Source organism: Microbacterium esteraromaticum, assembly GCF_028747645.1.
GTDB lineage: Bacteria > Actinomycetota > Actinomycetes > Actinomycetales > Microbacteriaceae > Microbacterium > Microbacterium esteraromaticum_C.
Genome location: NZ_CP118100.1, coordinates 1,075,647 through 1,098,859 on the forward strand (window position 1 = coordinate 1,075,647; position 23,213 = coordinate 1,098,859).

Here is a 23,213-nt window from a genome sequence, read left to right on the forward strand (position 1 = left end):
CGGGGGAGTGTCGGCGCGCGCCGATAGCGTGGATCTCATGACACAGGATGCTGCGCAGCGGGCCCTCGTCGATGCGCCGGCGGCGACATCCGGGGTGGTCATCGGCGCACCGGGCACGGGCAAGACGACGGCTCTCGTCGACCGTGTCGTGCGCCTGCTCGACTCGGGGCTGCGCCCCGAACAGCTGCTGGTTCTGACCCCGAGCAGACAGGCCGCGACGGTGCTGCGCGACCGCATCGGCGTGCGCATCGATCAGGCGACGCCGGGGCCGCTGGCGCGGTCGCTCGCCTCGTTCGCCTTTCAGATCGTGCGTGGTGTCACGGTGCACCGCGGCGACGACCCGCCGGCGCTGTTGACCGGCGCCGATCAGGACCGCATCTTCGCCGACCTGCTCGCGGGCGACGCCGAGGACGGCCTCCGGGAATGGCCCGAGGCGTTGAGCCCCGGCGTGCGCGCATCGAAGGCGTTCCGTTCCGAGCTGCGCGCGTTCCTGGCCGAATGCACTGAACTGGCCGTCGAACCGGGCGAGCTGGAGCGTTCGGGCCGCGTGACCTGGCAGGCTGCCGCCGACTTCCTCGACGAGTATCGCGACGTCATGGGGGGCATGCGCGTCGCGCACCGTGACATTCCCGAACTGCTCGGTGAGGCCACGGGCATCCTGCACACGGCGGATGCTGCCTCGCTCGGCCCGCTCGCGCAGGTTCGCGTCGTGCTGATCGATGATGCCCAGGAACTCACCCGCGGCGGCATCCGCCTGGTGCGTGCGTTGCGTGCGCGCGAGATCGCGGTGCTCGCGTTCGGAGACCCCGATATCTCGTCCGGTGCGTTCCGTGGGGCGAGCCCGCAGCTGTTCGCCGACCTCGCGCAGGCGCTGGGCGAGGTGTTCGTGCTGGACCGGGCACATCGTCAGAGCCCGGAGCTGACCGCGCTCACCCGTACCATCACGCAGGCGATCGGCGTGGCGGGCCGGGTGGATCACCGACGTCCTCCCGAGGCCACGGAACCGGTTTTCGGGCATCGCACCGCCGGCGTGCGCACACTGATCGCGCCGTCGCCGTACGAAGAGGTCGATCGCATCGCCGCGACCTTGCGCGAGTGGCACCTCACGGACGGCATCCCGTGGAGCGGGATCGCCGTGATCGCACACGATACGCGGCAGATCGTCATGCTCGAAGCAGAGCTCGCCGCACGCGAGGTGCCCACCAGGGCCGCCGGTGTGCCGCGCCCCCTCGGCAGCGAGCGGATCGTGCGCGAGATCACCGAGGTGGTGCGGCTCGGTCTCACGGCGCCCGAAGACCGCGAGGCCGATCTGCTCGCCGAACTGCTCACCTCGCCGTTCGGCGGTCTCGACGCGGTGGGCCTGCGTCGACTGCGCGCACGGTTGCGGCATGTCGAACTCGAAGACGGGGGATCAACACCCGCCCGTGAGCTGCTGCGCGAAGCGATGCAGTTCCCGGTCGCGTTCGACCGCGTCGATGCGGCCGAGGCGCGCGTCGCCCAACGGTTCGCGCATACCCTCGCCCAGGTGCATGAGGCGGCCATGGCCGGTGCGACGGTGCACGAGCTGCTCTGGACGGTTTGGGACCGCGCCCGCACGATCGGCGGAACACCGTTGCAGAGCGCCTGGCGTGCCGCCGCCGACCAGCCAGGCGGAGCCGAGGTGGCGCGGTCGCTCGACAGTCTCGTCGCCCTGTTCGCCGCGGCCAAGCGCTTCGTCGAGCGCACGCCGCACGAGAAGGCCGCACTGTTCATCCGCGACATCCTCGACAGCGAGGTTCCCGAAGACACGCTGTCCACCCCCGAGCGGCCCGGGCTGGTCACGCTGATGACACCCGCGACGGCGCTGGGCGCCGAGTTCGAGGCCGTCGTCGTGGCGGGTGTGCAGGACGGCATCTGGCCCAACGTTCGGTTGCGTGGCGGAATGCTCGAGACGTGGCGTCTCGCCGAGGCCATCACGGCCGCGCGGGATGGCCTGCCTGAGGAGGTCCCCGGGATTCTCGATCGGCGGCGCGCCGCACTGCACGACGAGCTGCGATTGTTCGTGCGCGCCGTATCGCGGGCACGCACGCGCCTGGTCGTGACGGCGGTGGATGACGACGACATGTCGCCGAGCCCGTTCTTCTCTTTCCTGCCGCCGGCACCGCCCGCCGAGCACGACGAGGAGCGCTACGCGCACCCGCTGACGTTGCGCGGCCTCGTCGCCCGCCATCGTCGTGCGCTGAGCACGACCGACGACCCCGCCGACCTCGCGCACGCTGCCGGACAACTGCGGGTCCTCGCCGAGTCCGGAGTTCCCGGAGCCGCTCCCGACGAGTGGTACGGGCTCACTCCGCCGTCCACCACGGCGCCGCTGCGCGACCTCGACGCGGCACCGGTGCGCGTGTCGCCCTCGCGTTTGGAGGCATTCGAGGAATGCGGATTGAACTGGGTGATCTCGTCGCTCGGGGGTGACACCGTCGCCCCGCCCTCTGCCGGCATCGGAACGATCGTGCACGAGGCGATGGAGAAGGTACCGGACGGTGAACTTGACGCCATGCGCGCCATCGTCGACGAGCACTGGCCCGAACTCGACTTCGAGACCGCGTGGATCGGACGCAAGGAACGTCGGCGGGCCGACCTCTACGTCGAGCGCGTGCACGAGTACGTCGGCGAGGTCGCTCGTGACGGGGGACGGGTCGTCGGAGCCGAGGCGCGGTTCCGCTTCACCGTCGATCTCGAGACGGGGCAGGCGCAGGCGCTTCCCATCGAACCTGCTGCGGATGCTACGGCGACGACGCCCGGTGGAGCGGATGCGACGGTCATCGTCGAGCGTCCGCGTGCGCTGGTCAGCGGCGTGATCGACCGCGTGGAGGTCTACCCGGTGGACGGCGGCGAGCATGCTCCTGCGCGGGGGCAGAAATGGCAGCGGATGGGTGATGGTGACGGAGAGCAACGGGTGATCGTGGTCGACCTCAAGACGGGCAAGTACGAACCCGACACGGAAGCCAATGTGCTCGAGCACGCGCAACTGGCGGCCTATCAGGTCGCGGTGCAGGAGGGGCTGCTCGACGACGCGCCAGCCGAGGCTCTGGCCGGAGCCCGGCTGGTGATCGTATCGAAGACGGTGGGCAAGGCGAACTACCGGGTCGCCCATCAGCACACCCTGGATGACGACGCGCGCGCCGCGTTTCTGCGCCGCGTCGCGGATGCCGGTCGCGGAATGGCCGCCAGCAGCTTCACCGCCCAGGTCGAGACGCACTGCGCTGACACCCAGGTGCGCGTCACACCGTGTCACATCCACACCGTGCCGGCGGTGAGCGCGTGAGCGCCGCGTGGGCGCGGCCGTCCGAGATCTCGGCCGAGCACATCGCCCTCGCGCTCGGGCTGCCCGTCCCCACCGAGGCCCAGCAGCGCGTCATCCATGCGCCGCCCACTCCCGCGCTCGTGGTCGCCGGTGCCGGCAGCGGAAAGACCGAGACGATGTCCGGGCGTGTGGTGTGGCTGGTCGCGAACGGCCACGTGCGTCCGGACGAGGTTCTGGGCCTGACCTTCACCCGCAAAGCGGCCGGTGAACTCGCCGAGCGCATCGGCCTCCGACTGGAGATGATCGATCATTTCGGTCGTCGTGGCCTCTTGCCGCACCTGCCCGAGATCGTGCGCACCGACGCCCTGCGCCGGGTGCACGACGCGGCAGCGGGAGCACAGCGCGATACGGTGCGCACACAGGTGCTCGATGCCTTGGCCGAGCGCTTCGACACCGGCTGGGATCCGCGCACAGCACGCACGGCCGAGGACCTGCTCGTCAGACCACGCGTGTCGACGTACAACGCCTTCGCCGACAGCATCGTGCGCGAGCACGCCGCGCGGATCGGCCGTGACCCCGAGGCAGCGATGCTGAGCCAATCGGCATCCTGGCTGATCGCCCGAGCGGTCGTGCTGCGCGCCGACCTGCCGGGGCTGGAAGAGATCGAGCGGTCGCTCGGTTCCCTCATCGACGCCGTGCAGAAGCTCGCCGCGGACGTTCTCGATCACCGCGCCGACCTCGACGAGATCGAGCGCATCACGACGGCGCAGGCCGCCGCTTTCGAGCCGTACCGCACGAACCGCGACGTCGAGACCGCCGCGGTCAACCTGCTGGGGATGCCGGTGCTGGTGCGTCTGGTGCGCGACTACATCGCCGAGAAGCACCGCAGGGGCGTGCTTGACTTCGCCGATCAGGTCGGCGGCGCCTTCGACATCGTTGAGACGGCCCCCGATGTGCGTTCCGAACTGCGCGAGCAGCATCGTGTGGTGCTCCTCGACGAATACCAGGACACGTCGGTGATTCAGACGCGCTTCCTCGCGGCGCTCTTCCGTGACAGCGCCGTGATGGCGGTCGGCGACCCGCACCAGTCGATCTACGGCTGGCGCGGAGCGAGCGCCGACAACCTGTACGCGTTCGGACGCTCGTTCGCGCACGACCAGTCGGCCACGACGTACAGCCTGATGACGAGCTGGCGCAACGACACCCGCATCCTCGACGTCGCCAACCGTGTGCTCGAACCGCTGCAGCGCGAGGGCCTAGACGTTCCCGCGCTCGAACCGCGCCCCGGTGCGGGTGCGGGTCGCGTCGAGGTGCTCTTTCCGCACACCGTCGACGATGAGGCGCAGAGTGTAGCCGAGTGGTTCGGACAGCGGCGCGCGGCGCACGCCGCGTCCGGAGCCGATCGCGCCCACACCGGAGCCATCCTGTTCCGCTCGAAGCGGCACATGCAGACGTTCGCCGGAGCACTGTCGCGCCACGGTATCCCGCACCGAATCCTCGGGCTCGGCGGGCTGCTGTCGACCCCCGAGGTCGTCGATGTCGTGTCGATGCTGCGGGTCATCCATGACCCGACCGCAGGATCGGCACTGATCCGACTGCTGGTGGGTCCGCGGTTCGCGATCGGCGTCGCCGACATGGCCGCCCTCTACGACCTCGCCGATGTGCTCGCCGGGCGCGACGCCTCGCTCTCGCCGCTCTCGGACGAGGTGCGAGAGCGGCTGCGCTCATCGCGCGGTGCCGACGAGGCCGTGTCGATCGTCGATGCCGTCGACTTCGTGCGCGGCACGCCCGACGACTATCGCGTGCTCGAAGGGATCAGCCCGCAGGGGCGAAGCCGGCTGCGCGAGGCCGGTGAGATCCTCGAACGGCTGCGGCGTTCGGCGGGCCTGCCGATTCCCGAGCTGATCCGCCTGATCGAGCTCGAGCTGCGCCTGGACATCGAGCTGGCGGCGAACGAATCCCGCGGCCCTGCACGTGTGGCCGCCACGCAGCTGCGCGCGTTCGCCGATGAGGTGCGCGCGTTCCTCAGCGCCGACGACCGCGGCACGATCGGCAGCCTGCTGGCGTGGCTCGCCAAGGCCGAGAGCACCGATGAGCTCATGCCGCGCCCCGAGCCGCCCGAGCCGGGCGTCGTGCAGTTGCTGACCATCCATGGTTCGAAGGGACTGGAATGGGACGCCGTCGCGGTGGCGCGTCTCGTCGAGGACGAACTGCCCGGTCGCGCTCAAGACACCGCGGGCTGGTTCGGCTTCGGGGTCGTGCCGTTCGCTTTGCGTGGCGATCGCGATGCGCTTCCGGTGTTCCACTGGGATCCGCAGGCCGAGATGGACGCGGCGGGTGAAACGCCGGCCAAGCGTCACAAAGCGGCGCTCGATGCGCTCGCCGCGGGCGTTACCAAGGCCTACCCGCAGGGCGGGGCACTGCGACGCTTCAAGAACGCCTATCGCCAGTATCAGCAGCAGGAGGAACGGCGACTCGCCTATGTGGCGGTCACCCGCGCGCGGCAGGACCTGCTGCTCACCGGCGCGCACTGGGCCGGGCAGACCAAACCGCGCGTGCCCAGCCCGTTCCTGCGTGAGGCGATCGAGGTGCTCGGCCTCGACGACATCGCCCCGGTCGATCCCGAGGAGAACCCCTATGACGGGCCGGGGTTGACCCGGAGCTGGCCGATGGATGCCCTGGGCGACCGTCGCTCCCGGGTCGCGCACGCCGAGCAGCACGCCCGCGCGGCCTATTCGTCGGGGGTCGTCGTCACGCCGTCCGCCCAGTTGGAGCGTCTCCTCGCCGAGCGAGCGGAGCGGTTGGCGGGAACAGCCGAGGAAGCACCGGTGCGCGTGCCGGCGTCACGGTTCAAGGACTGGGTCACCGACTACCGGGGCACGCTGCGCGATCTCGGGCGTCCGATGCCCGAGCGTCCGTACACGCAGACCCGTATCGGCACGCTGTTTCACGCCTGGGTCGAACAGCGCTCAGGACTGGTCGGGGCGCATTCCGATCCCGAAGGGGCGCTGTGGGAGATCGACGCCGACGCTCCGGACACGTCCGCGCCCTTCGGTGAGATGGTCGCCGAGGGGGCCCCTGACGACGAGCGCGCCTTGGCGCAACTGCGCGAGACGTTCGAACGCAGCGAATGGGCCGGGCTGCAGCCGATCGCCGTCGAGATCGAGATCGACTTCGCTTTCGGCAGCACCACCGACGCCCGGGGCCACATCGTGATCTGCAAACTCGACGCGGTGTACCGCCGCGAGGACCGCGGCGGACGCATCGAGATCGTCGACTGGAAGACCGGACGCGCACCGCGCAACGCCGAGGAACGCGAAGAGCGGATGCTGCAGCTCGCCCTCTACCGTCTCGCCTACCACCGCCGTTTCGGCGTGCCGTTGGAAGAGATCGACGTGGCGCTCTACTACGTCGCCGACGACCTCGTCATTCGCGGGGAGCGCGTCTACTCGGAACCCGAGTTGGTCCAGCGCTGGAGCGCCGCGCGCGCCGCACGCTGAGCCTCCTCCGCGGAGTCCATGTCGCTGTGCTCGGACTCGTCGCTGTGCTCGGTCTCGCCCTGGTCGGCGTCTGCGTGCTCGCCGTCCCCGTGGCCCGTGGCAGTGGGCTCGCCCGCGGCATCCGATGCTGTCGTCTCGGGGGAGTAGATGTCCGCTTCGGCCAGGCGCGCGGCGCCGGTGAGGTCCTGCGTCGGCTCCTCCCACGACGGCCGATCGGCTGAAGAGTCTTCTGACGCGGCGTTCTCGTCCTCGGCAGCATCCGCATCCTCGTCGCCGGCATCGGTGTGCCAAACGAGGTCTTCCGGGCGGTACGCGTCGGTCTGCATCGAGGTGTCGACCGACGCGGCCACCGTCTCGGGTACCTGATCCAGCACATCGAGTGCCGAATCCACACCACCGGTGTAGGTGGCGACCACGCGCAGGTCGTCGTTCCGCAAACCGTCGGAGAGCGACTCCAGCAGCGCGGCGGCGTCCTCGACGATCTCCGGACGGCGAAGCTCGGCACCGTGCACGAGCCACCGCGCAAAGCCCAGCTCGGCATGCAGGCGGGCCCGCACCCGCAACGCGTCGTCGATCGCCCGCGTTGATGCGGCCGTGTAGGCGTCGTGTACGTCGGCGCTGGCCTCGGGAGCGCCCGAGAGCCACCCGAGGTCCTCTGCCGGATCGCCCACGGCCAAGCCGCGCCAGCCCAGCACTCCGATGACTCGCGGGCCCGCGTCCGGATCGTCCTCGAACAGGAACGACTGCGCCTGCATTCCGCCCAGCACCACGGTCGTCTCGAAGCGCCACAGGTCGTCATCGGCGGCGGCATCGCGCCAGCGCGTGGTCAACCGCCCAGGGACCCGACCCGTGGCCGCGGCACGATCGATCATCTGCTGCACCTCGGCGCGCACGGTCGTCGCATCGTGCATCGCGAGTCCCGCAGCGCGCACCACCGATTCGGGCAGGGCGTGCACCGCGGCGATCGTCTCACCGATCGACACCGCAGCCCCGGGCCCCGCCGGGATCAACGGTGCATCGATCTGGAAGCCCGGCATCAGATCGGTCACCTGTGCCCGCGCCTCGCCGACGCGCGTCTCGCCGACGTGCGTCGGCGCCCGGAAGGGCAGCATCTCGCGGGCGCCCGCGGTGAGTGCCCGCAGCGCGAGCGCCTCTTCTGCGAGCTCCAGCGCGGCCGCGTCGTCCTCTGCGACACGGATCACCAGCTCGCGTCCGTCGGCGAGCGTCGCCACCGCGGAATCGAACCTTCCGTCACCGTCCGAGGTCAGCGCGCGGGCGCCGACGACCTCAGCGCCCGGCAGAGCCGCGGTGACCGCCGCCACTAGAGTGAAAGGAGAGCGTGCCATGTTCTCCAGGGTAGGTCTGCAGCCTCGCCGGTGTGCTCGCGCCACGCCCGCGCCGCGGGATAACCGGGCGGGTCGTGCCGCGCACAGGCGATCGGCGGCACCCGGGAAGCGAACCGTGAACACGGACGCAACGAGAACATGCACGAAGAAACACTGCACGACAACACCAGGGGGAACGCATGATCGCATCGGAAGCCCTCCTTGACCGGGCTGCTGATCTGCGTATTGAGCCAGGTGTCATCGAACGTCTGATCGCCGAACCGGGCACACGCGCGATTGTGGTCAGACAGGCGCGGTTGCGCATCGCCGACGGAACGCTGTTGCGCGTCGACGCCAACACCGTCGGCGACGCTGAGTGGGCACTGCTCGGGCGCGAGGCGGATGGAACCGCCCTGCTCTTGGCATCCGTCCCGCCCCGCACCGACTCGATCGATGCCGCGCCCGACGAGACCTGGCTGGGGCTCCGTGATGTCGGCGGCGACCTGACGCCGTACGACGCCGATGTGTTCGTCACCGCGATCGCGCTCGCCGCGTGGTTGGCCGACGCACGCCACTGCCCTTCGTGCGGCATCCGCCTCACCCTGACCCAGGCCGGCTGGGCGCGCTGGTGCGACCAGTGCCGGCGCGAGCACTTTCCGCGCACCGACCCCGCCGTGATCGTCGCGATCGAGAGCCCCGACGGCGAGCGACTGCTGTTGGGCGCCAACGTCAACTGGCGCGGTCGGATGTACTCCTGCTTCGCAGGCTTCGTCGAGGCCGGAGAGTCGCTGGAGAGCGCGGTGCACCGCGAGATCGAAGAAGAAGCCGGCGTGCGGCTCAGCGAGTTGCGCTACATCGGTTCGCAGCCGTGGCCGTATCCGCGGTCGCTGATGATCGGATTCCGTGCCGTCGCCGCTGACGAGAGCGCGGTCGCAGACGGCGACGAGATCGTTGACGTGCGCTGGCTCACACGCGATGAGATCGGTAGCGCGCTCGCCGGTGAGGGACCTGTGGGACTTCCCGGCGAAGCCTCGATTGCGCGGCGGCTGATCTCCGACTGGTACGCCCGTCCGCGTCCCACCGGCGGCACGATGGCGGGGTGTGCGCAGTGAGCGTGCTCGACGCTCTGGATGACCGACAACGCGAGGCCGCTGCGATGCTGCGCGGTCCTGTCGCCGTCCTCGCCGGTGCCGGCACGGGTAAGACGCGAGTGATCACGCACCGCATCGCGCACGGCGTCGACACGGGCGCCTACTCACCCTCACGCGTGATGGCGGTCACGTTCACGGCCAAGGCTGCGGGTGAGCTGCGCGGTCGTCTGCGCGCGCTGGGCGTTGCGGGCGTCGCCGCCCGAACGTTCCACGCCGCCGCCCTCCGCCAGCTGAACTTCTTCTGGCCGACCATCACCGGCGACCCCGCCCCGAGCATCATCGACAACAAGGTGCGGATGCTGGGGCAGGCCGCCGACGCAATGCGGTTGCGCCCCAGCACGGCGACGCTGCGCGATATCGCGAGCGAGATCGAATGGCGCAAGGTCTCGATGCTCACGATCGAGCAGTACGCCGAACTCGAACGGCCGATCTCGGGCATCCGCCCCGAGCAGCTCGTCGAACTGCAGGCCGCGTACGAGCAGCTCAAGGACGACCGTCGACAACTCGACTTCGAGGATGTGCTGCTGGCATGTGCGGGCATGCTCGAGAGCGAGCCGCGGGTCGCCGCCGCGGTTCACGAGCAGTACCGGCATTTCACCGTGGACGAGTTCCAGGACGTCTCGCCGCTGCAGAACCGGCTGCTGGAGCTGTGGCTGGGGGATCGCCGGGATATCTGCGTGGTCGGCGACGCGAGCCAGACGATCTACTCGTTCGCGGGTGCGCAGCAGCGTTATCTGCTGGAGTTCGACCGGCGCTATCCCGACGCCACCGTCGTGCGCCTGGAGACGAACTACCGCTCCCAGGCCCCGATCCTCGATGCGGCCAACGCACTGATGCGGGGGCGTCCCGGTGCACTGGCTCTGGTGCCCCGCGCCGCGGGTATCGGCAGTGAGACGCCGACCCTCACCGCCTACGACAGCGAGCGCGAAGAGGCAGACGGAATCGCCGACGCGATCATCAAGCGCATCGGCACCGGCGCCTCACCGGCCGACATCGCGGTGCTCTACCGCGCGCACTCCCAGTCGGCGGTGCTGCAGCAGGCGCTCGCCGCGCGCGGCATCGCGACCAGCGTGCTCGGCGGCACCCGCTTCTTCGACATGCCCGAGGTGCGTCAATCGCTGCTGGCATTACGGGGAGCGGCTGTTGCGCCAACGGATACGGGATTCCTGCCGACCGTGCGAGACGTGCTGCGCGGCCTCGGCCTGACCGAGGAACCGCCCGCGGCCGGTGGGGCGCAACGCGACGGCTGGGAGGCGCGCCGCGCGATCCTGCGTCTGGCTGAGGAGGCACCGGTCGGCACGACCCTGCGGGCCTTCGCCGACGACCTGATGGCGCGCGCGCAGGATCAGCACGAACCGGTGCTGCACACCGTGACGTTGTCGACGTTGCACGCAGCCAAGGGACTGGAATGGCCGCATGTGCTGCTGGCCGGCTGGGCCGAGGGTGCGCTGCCGATCTCGTACGCCTCGACATTCGAGCAGGTCGACGAGGAACGCCGGCTCGCGTACGTCGGCATCACGCGGGCCGCGCGAACGCTGGGGGTGTCGTGGTCGCGCTCGGCAGGTCGAGGGGAACGGGCTCCATCGCGCTTTCTGGCTGAGATCGGAACGACGTCTCGCGGCACCGGCATTCTTCGTGATACCGCACCGAGCGCCAGGCGTTCCGTCCGTCAGGCTCGCCCCGCACCATCAACCCCGCCCCCGGCGTAGGTGTACGCAGCAGTCGGGTGACCAGCGCGGCGGCGTGCGCGATGCGCGCCGTGCCGATGTCTGCCGACCGGCCGACCAGCTGCGCGTGCAGTGCCGGCCAGGCGGCATCCCGATCGCGTTCATGCGCGTCACGGCATGAGAGGCAGGGCGTGCGCCCCGGAACGACGAGTGGACCGACCACGGTCGCCCGTTGCTCGAACGCGACCGGCAGGTGCGGAACGTCATCGCGCAGATAGGGCGTCAACTGCAGTGCGGCGGCCGCACCGCCGATCACGACGACCGACACCGCGTCGCCGGTGCCCCGCGGGGCAAGCTCGACCCCCTCATCGATGAGCGCCTGCTGCATGCGCCAGGGCACTCGGCCGTCGGCGATGTTCACCTCGTCGATCCACACCGGGGGAGCGGTGGGCGATTCGCGCTCGAGCACGGGACGCAGAGTCTCCAGCATCCGCCGTGCCGCGAGGCGCGGGGCACCGACGCCGTGCGCGACGACGTCGAACGAGCCGGCGCGGATGCCCGTCACCAACTTCTGCAGCAGCGGTTCGACCCAGGGCTCGTCGACCGCCACCTGCACGGCGCCCTCCATACCGAACTGCCCCTCCATCCCGAACTGCACGGTGCTCTCATCGCGCCACAGCAGGGGGTGGCGCGGGTCCAGACGGGTGAGCGGTTGCGGGGTCAGGCGACTCATGCCACCGATTCTCACCATGTGCCGCGGCGCCTGGGGCGAGTTCCGCGGATCTGTGGATGGATTCCTGTTGGCGTCGAACTGGGGACAACCGGCGGTCAGACCGGGCGGTCGCCCTCGGGGCGCTCGTCACCGGAATCGCCCGAGCCACCACGACCGGGGCTATCGTCGCTGAAGTCCTCGCCGTCGAGCAGGCGCGCGAGTGCTTCGTCGAGTTCGTCGGCGGCAGGCGCCTCGCCGCGTTGCATCGCCTCGAGCCGGGCGATCAGCGCCGTCGGATCATCGATATCCGAGGACTGCGGCATGATGTCGGGGTAGTCCCACAGTGCGTCGCGAGCCGCGACGCCGACGGCGTCGGTCACAGCGCGCCACATGGCAGAGGCCTCGCGCAGGCGTCGCGGACGCAGCTTGAGCCCCACGAGTGCACCCAGGGCATCCTCGGCCGGGCCGCCGACGGCACGGCGACGCCGTGCGGCCTCACCGAGACGGGCACCGTCGGGCAGTCGAGCGATGGCCTGCTCGGTGACGACATCCACCCAGCCGTCGATCGTCGCGATGAGGTTCTCGAGGCGCGTGAGGGCTTCACGCTGCGCCTCGGACTGCGCCGGCAGCAGAGCACCGCCCTCGATGGCTGCGCGGAGCTCTTCGGGGTTGGACGGGTCCAAGCGAGACGCGACGTCTTCGAGGGCGTCGATATCGACGGTCACGCCACGCGCGAAATCGGTGATCTGCGACAGCACGTGCAGGTGCAGCCACTTGGCGTGGCGGTACAGACGCGCGTATGCCAGTTCGCGCACGGCCAGGTAGAGGGCGATCTGGTCTTCGGGGATCTCCAGCCCTTCACCGAAGGCGGCGATGTTCTGGGGGATCACGGCGGCGGTGCCGGCCGGAAGCACCGGGATCCCGACGTCACCGCCTGAGACGACCTCGAGCGAGAGGCGTCCGAGCACCTGACCGAACTGGGCGGCGAACAGCGAACCGCCGAGACCGCGCATCAGTTGCCCTGCGCCCTGCACCATGCCCTGCATCTCTTCGGGCACCTGGGTCTCGAGAGCGCCCGTGAGGGCATCCGCGATCGAGGTCGAGACGGGGGCGGCGATCTCTTTCCAGACCGGCAGGGTGCGCTCCACCCACTCGCCGCGGGTCATCGCCTGCGGCGCGGAAGCCAGTTCCGAGATGGTGGTCGACTCGCTCAGCCAGAGGTTCGCCAGACCGAAAGCCTCGACCAGCGACGACCGCGAGCCGTCGGTGATGCCCAGCCCGTCACGGTTGGCGATGTGCAACGCCTGGCGCTCGGCGTTCTGCCAGGGGTCGCCGCCGAACATGCCCTGCATCTGCGACATGAAGCCGGCCATCTGCGCCGGGTCGAACTGCATGCCGCCAGGGCCACCCATGTTCGACAGCGCGTCGCGCAGTGCCTCGGGGTCGACCTGGCCGCCCGACATCATGCGTCGGAGCATCTCTTCGAAGTCCGATGGATCCTGATCGTCCTGTGCCATGCGGATAGCCCTTTCAGCATGCCCGTAGCGTGTGCGTTCTACGCTAGTCACACGATCCTGTGCTCGGACCCAAAGGCCCCGGATCCCTGTACGCCGCTCGCGAACGCCCGGAGGTCTCGTGTCATCACGCCGCAACAACGGCACCATCACCGGTGTCGTGGCACTGAGTGTCGCGCTGGTCGCCCTCGTAGGACTGACGTTCATGCCGACCCAGTACGTGATTCAGCGCCCCGGCCCGATCTACGACACCCTTGGCACGGCGCTGAACGCCGACGGCGAGGAGGTGCCGTTGATCGAGGTCGAGGGTGCCCGTACCTATCCCACCGCCGGAACGCTCGACCTCACCACTCTGCAGGTGGTCGGCAACCGCGAGCGCACGCCCACCTGGTTCGAGCTCGCGATCGCGTGGTTCGATCCGTCTCGCGCGGTCGTCCCTCTCGATTCCGTCTTCCCCGCGGGCGTCACGACCGAGCAGCGCGATGCGCGCAACGCCGATCTGATGGTCGATTCGCAACACGAGGCGACGGCGGCAGCGCTGATCGAGCTCGGTTATGACGTCGGCGCCGAGGTCAAAGTGGTCGAGGCGCTCGTGGACACCCCCTCCGAGGGAGTGCTCGCAGCGGGTGACACGATCATCTCGGTCGACGGGATCGACGTCGACTCCGCCAGCGTGCTGCGCGACAGGATCCAGCAGGGTGAGGGCGACGCGGTCGACCTCGTCGTCGATCGCGACGGCGAGCAGATCGAGATCACTCTCACTCCCGACGAGACGACGGATGCCGCAGGCGACCCCTTCTGGCTGATCGGTGTCTCTTTGACGACCGAGTACGACTTTCCGGTGGACGTTCACCTGCAGCTCGACAACGTCGGTGGGCCCAGTGCCGGCATGATGTTCGCGCTCGGAATCATCGACACGATGACACCGGGCAAACTCAACGGCGGAGAGAACGTGGCGGGCACCGGCACGATCGACGCCGCGGGCACCGTGGGGCCGATCGGCGGCATCCGACAGAAGATGCACGGGGCGCGCGACGGCGGCGCCACCGTCTTCCTCGCACCGGCGAGCAACTGCGACGAGGTCGTCGGGCATGTGCCCGCGGGGCTCGACGTGTACAGCACCGACTCGCTGGAGCAGTCGCTGGAGATCCTGGAAGTCGTCGCCGAGGGCGATGACACGGCGCAACTGGCGACCTGCACACCCTGAGGGCGTCCGCGCTGAGCGTACTCGCGGCCACAGCATAGGGGCGCCTCATAGGATGGGACGGTGACCACCACCTCAGCGCCCCAGCCGGCCACACCAAGCACCTCCCGAAGAATCCTCGTGATCTCGGTGGCAGTGATCGCCGCCCTCATCGCGGGGTTCTTCGTGTTCGCCTCCCTGTACACCGAATATCTGTGGTTCGATCAGCTCGACTTCGCGTCGGTTCTGACGACACAGTGGCTCGCCACGGCGACCATGTTCGTCATCGGGTTCCTCGGGATGGCGGTGCCGATCTTCCTGTGCATCCAGCTCGCGTACCGGCTTCGCCCGGTGTACGTGCGGCTGAGCTCGCAGCTCGATCGCTACCAGGAGGTCATCGAGCCGCTGCGCCGCCTGGCGATGTGGGGACTGCCGATCTTCTTCGGTGTGTTCGCCGGCTTCGCCGCCGCGGGCAACTGGGAGACGGTGTGGCTCTGGGCGAATGGTGTCTCGACCGGCGCTGTCGACCCCGAGTTCGGCGTCGACACCGGCTTCTACCTGTTCGCGATGCCGTTCTACTCGATGCTGCTCGCGTTCGTCTCGGCGGTGCTGCTGCTGAGCCTGGTGATCACGGCTCTCGTGTCGTACCTGTACGGCTCGGTGCAGATCGGTCAGCGTGAGCTGCGCATCTCGAAGCCGGCGCGCATTCAGCTCGCCGTGCTCGCGGGGCTGTACCTGCTGGTGCAGGCGGTGAGCCTGTGGCTCGACCGCTACCTGACGCTCGTGCAGCCCGAGGGACGCATCACCGGTGCGGCATACACCGGCGTGAACGCCACCATTCCTGGTCTCGCCGTGCTGTCGATCATCGCCGCCGTCGTCGCGGTGCTGTTCTTCGTGACCGCGATCATCGGACGCTGGCGCTTTCCGCTGGTGGGTACGGCGCTGCTGGTGGTCGCGTCGCTCGTCGTCGGAGTCGGCTACCCGTGGGTTGTCACGACCTTCCAGGTCGCGCCGAACGAGAACGCCTACCAGGCCGAGTTCTACGAGCGCAACATCAACAGCACCAAGGCCGCATACGGCGTCGATGACATGGAGGTCATGCCGTTCAAGGCCACGACCGACACCGAGCCCGGCCAGCTGCGAGCCGACGCCGACACGACGGCATCGGTTCGCATCATGGACCCGGCCGTGATCAGCCCCACGGTGCGCCAGCTCGAGCAGTACCGCTCGTACTACCAGTTCGCCCCCGAGCTGGATGTCGATCGCTACGAGATCGACGGCGAGATGCAGGACACCGTGGTCTCGGTGCGAGACCTCGACATGACCCGCCTCGGTGGCGGTGACAGCTGGAACAACCGTGCCGCGGTGTACACCCACGGCTACGGCCTGGTCGCGATGGCCGGCAACCAGCGCACCGACGATGGCGAGCCGGTGTTCCTCGAGCGCGGCATCCCGACGCAGGGTGTGCTGACCGAGATTCAGGACTACGAGCCCCGCGTGTACTTCGGCGAGTCCTCGCCCGAGTACTCCATCGTGGGTGCGCCCGAGGGCGCCGACCCGGTCGAGATCGACTTCCCGCGTGGACAGGACGGCGCCAGCGACACGAAGACGACCTTCGACGGAGACGGTGGCCCGCAGATCGGCAGCACCTTCCGCAAGCTGCTGTACGCGATGAAGTTCCAGTCCGAGCAGATCCTGTTCTCGAACCTCGTCAACGAGGAATCGCAGATCCTCTACGACCGCGACCCGCGTGAGCGCGTGCAGAAGGTCGCACCGTACCTGAAGCTCGACCAGGACCCGTACCCCAGCGTGGTCGATGGGCGGATCGTGTGGATCGTCGACGGTTTCACCACGAGTGCGACCTACCCGTACTCGACGACGGTCAGCCTGCAGGAGGCCATCGCCGACTCGCGCACGCCGGCATCCGTCGTCGCGTTCGACAACATCAACTACATCCGCAACTCGGTCAAGGCGACCGTTGACGCGTATGACGGTTCGGTGACGCTGTACGCGTGGGATGAAGAGGACCCGATCCTGGAGGCGTGGACAAAGATCTACCCGACCACGGTCGAGCCAATCAGTGAGATGTCGGGCGAGCTAATGAGCCACGTGCGCTACCCGACCGACCTGTTCAAGGTGCAGCGCGAGATTCTCGGCGTCTACCACATCGACAACGCGAACGCCTTCGCTCAGGAAGTCAACCGTTGGCAGACGCCCAACGACCCGCGGGCGCAGGACCGCCTGCAGCCGCCGTACTACCTGTCGATGCAGATGCCGGGCCAGGACGAGCCCAGCTTCTCGATGTTCTCGACGTTCATTCCGGCCGCGCAGCAGGGTGAAAGCCGTGAGGTGCTGATGGGCTATCTCGCGGTCGACTCGGATGCCGGGTCGGAAGCGGGTGTGAAGTCCGACAGCTACGGCACACTGCGAATGCTGGAGATCGATGCGGCCACCACGGTGCCCGGCCCCGGCCAGGTGCAGAACACGTTCGACTCCGACACCCAGATCGCCGATCAGCTCAACGTGCTGACGCTCGGTAACTCCGAGGTGAAGTACGGCAACCTGCTGACGCTGCCGGTCGGTGGCGGTCTGCTCTATGTGCAGCCGGTGTTCGTGCAGTCGTCCGAGGGCACGAAGCTGCCGAACCTGCGCAAGATCCTGGTCGCGTTCGGTGACCGGGTCGCGTTCGAGGACACGCTGACCGAGGCGCTCGATGCCCTGTTCGGTGGTGACGCCGGCGCCACCGGTGGTGATGAGGACGTGCTTCCGGCCGATCCGGATGCCCCGACCGAGCCGACCGAGCCCGCGGACCCGGACGAGGGCAGCACGCCCGCGCCGCCGTCGGATGCCATGGCCGCGGCCCTGGAAGATGCACGCAACGCGCTCACGGCACGCGAAGCCGCTCTCAAGGCCGGCGACCTGGAGCAGTTCGGTATCGAAGACAAGAAGCTGACCGCTGCGATCGAGCGACTGCTCGCTCTGGAGGAGCAGGCTCAGCAGTAGCATCCGCTGTGTGAGAGAGGTGGGCGTCCCTGACGGGGCGTCCACCTCTTTTGCGTGGGGCGCGTTCGCGCCCGGGCCGGCGCAACGTCGGACTTCTGCGCAATCTCGGATGCCCGAGCCGGAGGCGTCCGAAGTTGTGCAGATCTCCGAGGATGCATCGCGAGACCCCTGGCGCATCAGCGCCGCACACCGCAGAATGAGGGCACGGAGGTGGTCAGGATGCAGGTGGCAGTCGGATCGCGGATCGTGATCCACGGTGCACATGTGGGAGATGCCGAGCGGCACGGCGAAGTGCTGGAGGTGCGGGGCGACGACGGGGGAGCCCCGTTCCTCATCCGCTTTGACGACGGCAGCGAGACGTTGCTGTTCCCGGGGCCGGATCTTCAGATCGAGCACCGCGGCGACACGCCCGGCGGAGGCTGAGCGGCCCGCTCGATTCGCCCCGTCTGTACACCCGTGTTAGGCTATAGATGTGCCGCGGGGTGGAGCAGTTCGGTAGCTCGCCGGGCTCATAACCCGGAGGTCGTAGGTTCAAATCCTGCCCCCGCAACAAAGAAGAAGACCCGGTCTCGAAAAAGGCCGGGTCTTCTTGCATTCGCGGCAGTCTGGGCGTTCTAGTGCGCGAATCCTTGCCGCTTCGCTTCGCGGGGGAGCGGCGCCGTGAGTCCGTCGAGGAACGCGACCTCTTCACGGATCGCGGTCAGCAGGTACTCGGCCCGGTCGCGACTCAGGTCCGACCGGACGACGATGCGCTGCACGACCACGTCGGCCAGGTCATCGGGCATCGGATACGCCGGCACCAACCAGCCGCGCATGCGTAACCGGTCGGCAAGGTCGTAGAGATCCCAGTAGCGCGAGCCTGCCGTGAGCTTCCACGCGAACACGGGAATGGTGTCGCCCGCACTGATCAGGGCGAAGTCGTTCATCTTCGCGATCTCACCGGACAGATACGTCGCGACATCGATCGCCTCTTTCTGAACAGCGCGGTAGCCCGCGCGTCCCAGGCGCAAGAACTGGTAGAACTGCAGCAGCACCTGTGAGCCGGGGCGTGAGAAGTTCAGCGCCAGCGTGGGCATGGAACCGCCCAGGTAGCTGACGTGGAAGATGAGGCTCTCGGGGCAGGCGGCCTTGCTGCGCCACACGACCCAGCCGACACCGGGATAGACGAGACCGTACTTGTGCCCGGACGTGCTGATCGAGTTGACCCGATCGATGCGGAAGTCCCAAACCAGATCCGGCTGGCAGAACGGTGCGACCATCGCGCCCGATGCCCCGTCGACATGGATCCGCACGTCAAGACCTGTGGCCGTCTGAATCTCGTCGAGCTTCGCCGCGATCTGCTGCACCGGTTCGTACAGGCCCGTGTAGGTCTGACCCAGGATCGCCACGACGCCGATCGTGTTCTCATCGACGTACTTCTCAAGCTCGAAGCCGTCGAGCACCAGATGATCCTCGGTGACGGGAACGTAGCGCGCCTCGACGTCCCAGTAGTTGCAGAACTTCTCCCAGACCACTTGCACCCCGGCCGACAGGATGAGGTTCGGGCGCTCGGTCGACGCGCCTTCCGCACGTCGGCGCTCTTGCCACCGGCGCTTCAACGCGAGGCCACCGAGCATGCATGCCTCCGACGAGCCGATCGTCGATGTGCCGATCATGTCGGACTTGTCGGGAATGTTCCACAGATCGGCGAGCATCCGCCAGCAACGATCCTCGATCTCGGCAGTCGCCGGGTACTCGTCCTTGTCGATCATGTTCTTGTCGGCTGACTCCAGATGCAGCCGTTTGGCGTTGTCGTCCATCCAGGTGGATACGAAGGTCGCAAGGTTCAGGCGTGCATTGCCGTCCAGCATCGCGGCATCGTGCACGATCTGATAGGCCGTGTCGGGGTCCATCATCCCCTCGGGGATTTCGTACTTCGCCAGGGTCGTCGCCTCGCCGGGGCGCGTGAACACGGGGTTGATCGCGAACTCCGCGGAGTCATCCGCTGCAATCGCAGCACGGTAAAGCTCAGACATGTGTGCCTCCCGGCGTCGTCAACGGGGCGGTCCTGCGGTCGTTGGTCAACACCCTAGTGCTGAGCGCAGGCGTTGACCACGGGTCGGCGGTTGCTTCGACCTTCTAAGTGGTCGCTGCCGCGTGCCAGGATGGGCACATGTCAGCATCCGCCCCGCTCGTCGCCGTCTGCCAGTTCGCGCCCGGGGCCGACCCGGCGGGCAATCGCGAGCGCGTCGCCGCGCTCATCGCGCAGGCGGCGCAGCGCGGCGCGCGCGTGGTCGTGCTGCCGGAGTACTCGAACTACTTCATCCCGTCGTTCGATGACACCCTGGCTACGCATGCCGAGTCGGTCGACGGTGCGTTCGTCGCCGCCCTGCGCGCGGCGGCCACCGCACACGGCGTGGTCGTGATCGCGGGCATGATCGAGCCGGCGGAAGGCCGGCGGGTGCACAACACCGTCGTCGCGGTGTCGGATGCCGGAGTGCTGGCCGTCTACCGCAAGCAGCACCTGTATGACGCGTTCGGGCAGCGCGAGTCCGACTGGGTCGCGCCGGGCCCGGTCGGCGTGAGCGCCGTGTTCGACGTCGACGGCGTGCGGTTCGGACTGATGACCTGTTACGACCTGCGTTTTCCGGAGGTGGCGCGCACCCTGGCGGATGCCGGGACGGATGCCATGATCGTGCCCGCCGAATGGGTGCGTGGGCCGCTCAAGGAGCACCACTGGTCGACGCTGCTGACGGCACGCGCCATCGAGAACACCGCCTATGTGGTCGCGGCAGACCATCCGGGCGGTGTCGGAGTCGGACTTTCGCAGGTCATTGACCCGCAGGGAGTCGTCGTCGCCGGCGTCAGCTCGGGGGAGGGGATCGCCGTGGCGCCCGTCGACCCCGAGCTGATCGCTCGGACGCGCACGACGAATCCTGCGCTGGCGCTGCGCCGCTACCGGGTAGAACCCGTGGAGTGAAGCGCGCCCAAGCGCCTGGCCGCTTCTTTGAGCACCTCGGTGCGTTTGCACGCGGCGAAACGCACCAGCCCGGCGTAGTCGGCGCGGTGGCCCGCAGAGACGAAAGCGCTCAGCGGGATCGCGACCACGCCCGCCCGCTCGGGCAGGGCACGGCAGAACGCCGCGGTATCGGTCCCGCCGAGCGCGGTGGCGTCGGCGACGGTGAAGTATCCGCCCTGCGGGGTGTGCACGGTGAAGCCCGCTGCCGACAGCGCATCGCCCAGTAGTCGGTGCTTCGCGCGCAGCGCGTCACGGGCATCCGAGAAGTAGGCATCGGGCATCCGCAATCCGACCGCGACCGCCGGCTGGAACGGTGAGCCGTTCACATACGTCAGGTACTGCTTGACGGTCAGCACGGCGGTGATCAGGGCGGCGGGTCCGTGTACCCAGCCGATCTTCCAGCCAGTCACCGAGAAGGTCTTGCCCGCTGACGAGATCGTCAGCGTGCGCTCGGCGGCCCCGGGCAGCGTCGCGATCGGTACGTGCGGGCTGTCGAAAGACAGGTGCTCGTACACCTCGTCGGTGACGATGATCGCATCGTGCCGCTCAGCCAGGCGCACCACTTCGGCCTGCACCTGCGGGGTGAAGACCGCGCCGGTCGGGTTATGCGGGTCGTTGACCAGGATGATGCGGGTGCGATCAGTGACCGCCGCCGCGAGCTCGTCGAGATCGGGCTGGAAGCCGGGGGCGCGCAGCGCCACGGTACGCAGTCGTGCACCGGCCAGCGCCACCGCGGCGGCGTAGGAATCGTAATACGGCTCGAAGACGACGACCTCGTCGTCCGGCCCGTCGATCAGTGCCAGCAGAGCCGCGGTCAGCGCCTCGGTGGCGCCCGCCGTGACGATCACCTCGGTGTCGGAATCGACATCGAGGCCGTAGAAGCGCTGCTGATGCTCGCTGATCGCCGCCCGCAGATCGGGGATGCCACGGCCGGGCGGGTACTGGTTCGCACCCTGCGCGATGGCTTCTCGCGCGGCGTCGAGCACGACAGAGGGGCCGTCTTCGTCGGGGAAGCCCTGCCCCAGATTTATCGCACCGGTGCGCACCGCCGCGGCAGACATCTCTGCGAAGATTGTGGGCGCCACCTCGCCCTGCGGGGAGAGCAGGCCTGCCCCTGCTGCCGTGCGTCGCCAAGCGCCGGGAATGATATCCATGCAGAACAGGCTAAGACCATAGGAGACATCCATCTTCGCCATACCAAACGCACAGACTCACTTGTCACGCTAGTGGGGCGTTGTGAAGGAGCAGATATGAACGACAACAACACCTCCGGCGAAGCCTCCACCCCCGAGCAGCCGAGTGTCGGTGCGACCCCGACGCCCCCGGACGCCCAGGCGTCCGCCCAGCCCGTGCAGCCTGTTCAGCCGGCTCAGCCTGTTCAGCCGGCTCAGCCCGTGCAGCCGGTTCAGCCCGCCGCCGGCGGTCACAGTATCCCGCCGACGTTCGGCTCCCACCAGCAGCCGGCCCCGACCTGGCAGGCCTCGCAGGGGGCGCCCCAGCACGGCGCACCCCAGCAGGGCGCCGCCTTCGGCGCGGCACCGCAGACCCCGCAGGGCCCCCAGGCGTCGCACGTGCCGCAGTACGGTGCCACGCAGCCCGTTCCCGACGGGAACGCCACTGCTGAGGCGCCGAAGAAGGGCGGAAGCACCGTCAAGTTCGCCGGCCTGCTGCTCGCCGCGGCCATCGTCGGCGGCGTTGCCGGGTTCGGCGGCAGCGCGCTGAGCTCGGCCATGCTGAACCAGCCGGTGTCGCAGTCGGCGACCGGGCCGCAGACGGTGACGGTCAACAACCCCGGTTCTGTCAACGAGACCACCGCCATCGCGACTCAGGTCCTGCCGTCGGTCGTCACGATCGAGGTGGCCGGCAGCCAAGAGGCCGGTAGCGGCTCGGGCGTCATTCTCGACGACGAGGGGCACGTGCTCACCAACGCGCACGTCGCCACGCTCGGTGGCGCCGTCGCCGACCCGACGATCCGCGTGACCACCTCGGACGGACGCATCTACTCGGCGACCCTGGTCGGATCCGACCCGATCTACGACCTCGCCGTGATCAAGCTCGAAGGGGCAGAAGACCTCACGCCGATCGAGTTCGCCGACTCGGGTGAACTGAATGTCGGCGACACGGCCGTGGCCGTCGGCGCTCCTCTCGGACTGTCGAACTCGGTGACGACCGGTATCGTCAGCGCGCTCAACCGCAGCATCCAGGTCGCATCCTCGGCGCTGCCCGACAACGCCGACGAGTCCGAGCAGCCCGGCGACGGTTCCGAGAACGGCGAGGGCGGCCCGTTCCAGTTCGACATCCCCGGCATGGGCGCGCAGCAGGCACAGCAGTCGATCTCGATCGCCGTGATCCAGACCGATGCCGCCATCAACCCCGGCAACTCGGGCGGTGCGCTCGTTGACAGTCAGGGCCGCCTGATCGGCATCAACGTCGCCATCGCCACCGCAGGAAGCGCCGACGAGTCCGGGTCGATCGGACTCGGCTTCGCGATCCCGTCGGTCATTGCCGAACGCGTCGCGAACGAGCTGATCGAGAACGGTGAGGCGACGCACGGTCTGCTCGGTGCGACGGTGCGCGACGCCTCGACCGTCGAAGGCGCCGTGGTCGCCGGCGCAGTGATCGTCGAGCCGACGCCAGGCGGTGCGGCAGCAACGGCCGACCTGCGCGCTGGTGACATCATCACCGAGTTCAACGGGGCGCCGATCACCAGCGCCAGCGACTTGACCGCGCAGGTGCGTGCCGCTGCTGCCGGCAGCACCGCCGAAGTGACCTACGTCCGTTCCGGGCAGACCTACACCGCCGAGGTCACCGTGGGCGAATTGGTGCTCTGACCCCGGTTCGTTCTCAGATCAGGACGCCACCCCGCGATAGGCTCGC

Annotated in this window: 13 protein-coding genes and 1 tRNA gene; 10 read left to right on the forward strand and 4 right to left on the reverse strand. The window is 68.8% G+C overall.

What is annotated here, in order from left to right; all coding sequences use genetic code 11:
* Positions 1-37 precede the first annotated feature (37 nt).
* The gene (locus PTQ19_RS04895; RefSeq protein ID WP_274368670.1) at positions 38-3,304 is read left to right on the forward strand and encodes an ATP-dependent helicase; all 3,267 of its coding nucleotides are present in this window, start codon (positions 38-40) and stop codon (positions 3,302-3,304) included.
* On the forward strand, positions 3,268-6,783 hold the full coding sequence (locus tag PTQ19_RS04900; RefSeq protein WP_425313186.1) for a UvrD-helicase domain-containing protein: 3,516 nt from the start codon (positions 3,268-3,270) through the stop codon (positions 6,781-6,783). Before PTQ19_RS04895 ends, PTQ19_RS04900 begins: the two co-directional genes overlap by 37 nt.
* Here PTQ19_RS04900 and PTQ19_RS04905 read toward each other — a convergent pair.
* Positions 6,729-8,129, reverse strand: coding sequence for a phosphotransferase (locus tag PTQ19_RS04905; RefSeq protein WP_274368671.1), 1,401 nt, complete (start codon positions 8,127-8,129; stop codon positions 6,729-6,731). The genes PTQ19_RS04900 and PTQ19_RS04905 overlap by 55 nt on opposite strands.
* A 179-nt stretch (positions 8,130-8,308) precedes the next feature.
* Here PTQ19_RS04905 and nudC point away from each other — a divergent pair, with 179 nt between their 5' ends.
* Both nudC and PTQ19_RS04915 read left to right on the forward strand, forming a co-directional pair.
* The gene (nudC, locus tag PTQ19_RS04910) at positions 8,309-9,220 is read left to right on the forward strand and encodes an NAD(+) diphosphatase (protein WP_274368672.1); all 912 of its coding nucleotides are present in this window, start codon (positions 8,309-8,311) and stop codon (positions 9,218-9,220) included.
* Complete coding sequence (locus PTQ19_RS04915; RefSeq protein WP_274369034.1) at positions 9,217-10,968, forward strand: ATP-dependent helicase; 1,752 nt, start codon at positions 9,217-9,219, stop codon at positions 10,966-10,968. Before nudC ends, PTQ19_RS04915 begins: the two co-directional genes overlap by 4 nt.
* A 786-nt stretch (positions 10,969-11,754) precedes the next feature.
* Here PTQ19_RS04915 and PTQ19_RS04920 read toward each other — a convergent pair.
* Positions 11,755-13,155 (reverse strand): zinc-dependent metalloprotease, encoded by a 1,401-nt coding sequence (locus PTQ19_RS04920; RefSeq protein ID WP_274368673.1) that lies wholly within the window; start codon positions 13,153-13,155, stop codon positions 11,755-11,757.
* Positions 13,156-13,273: 118 nt separating this feature from the next.
* Here PTQ19_RS04920 and PTQ19_RS04925 point away from each other — a divergent pair, with 118 nt between their 5' ends.
* The 4 genes from PTQ19_RS04925 (at position 13,274) to PTQ19_RS04940 (ending at position 17,888) form a co-directional block, all read left to right on the forward strand.
* A complete protein-coding gene (locus PTQ19_RS04925) occupies positions 13,274-14,359 on the forward strand; it encodes a YlbL family protein (protein WP_274368674.1) in 1,086 nt (361 codons plus the stop codon).
* A gap of 60 nt (positions 14,360-14,419) precedes the next feature.
* The gene (locus tag PTQ19_RS04930) at positions 14,420-17,338 is read left to right on the forward strand and encodes a UPF0182 family protein (RefSeq protein WP_274368675.1); all 2,919 of its coding nucleotides are present in this window, start codon (positions 14,420-14,422) and stop codon (positions 17,336-17,338) included.
* Positions 17,339-17,557: 219 nt separating this feature from the next.
* Positions 17,558-17,761, forward strand: a complete 204-nt coding sequence (locus PTQ19_RS04935) for a DUF1918 domain-containing protein (protein ID WP_179411323.1) — start codon at positions 17,558-17,560, stop codon at positions 17,759-17,761.
* A gap of 53 nt (positions 17,762-17,814) precedes the next feature.
* Positions 17,815-17,888 (forward strand) — tRNA-Met (locus tag PTQ19_RS04940).
* Between the two features lie 64 nt (positions 17,889-17,952).
* Here PTQ19_RS04940 and PTQ19_RS04945 read toward each other — a convergent pair.
* A complete protein-coding gene (locus PTQ19_RS04945) occupies positions 17,953-19,353 on the reverse strand; it encodes a glutamate decarboxylase (RefSeq protein ID WP_274368676.1) in 1,401 nt (466 codons plus the stop codon).
* Between the two features lie 137 nt (positions 19,354-19,490).
* Between PTQ19_RS04945 and PTQ19_RS04950 the strand changes: the two genes are divergently transcribed.
* Positions 19,491-20,297: a carbon-nitrogen hydrolase family protein gene (locus tag PTQ19_RS04950; RefSeq protein ID WP_274368677.1), complete on the forward strand. Its 807-nt coding sequence runs from the start codon at positions 19,491-19,493 to the stop codon at positions 20,295-20,297.
* On the opposite strand, the gene PTQ19_RS04955 is transcribed toward PTQ19_RS04950, so the two are convergent.
* Positions 20,273-21,490 carry a pyridoxal phosphate-dependent aminotransferase gene (locus PTQ19_RS04955; protein ID WP_274368678.1) on the reverse strand — a complete coding sequence of 406 codons (1,218 nt, stop codon included), beginning with the start codon at positions 21,488-21,490 and terminating at the stop codon, positions 20,273-20,275. The genes PTQ19_RS04950 and PTQ19_RS04955 overlap by 25 nt on opposite strands.
* A 96-nt stretch (positions 21,491-21,586) precedes the next feature.
* Between PTQ19_RS04955 and PTQ19_RS04960 the strand changes: the two genes are divergently transcribed.
* A complete protein-coding gene (locus PTQ19_RS04960; protein WP_274368679.1) occupies positions 21,587-23,167 on the forward strand; it encodes a S1C family serine protease in 1,581 nt (526 codons plus the stop codon).
* Positions 23,168-23,213: the final 46 nt, after the last annotated feature.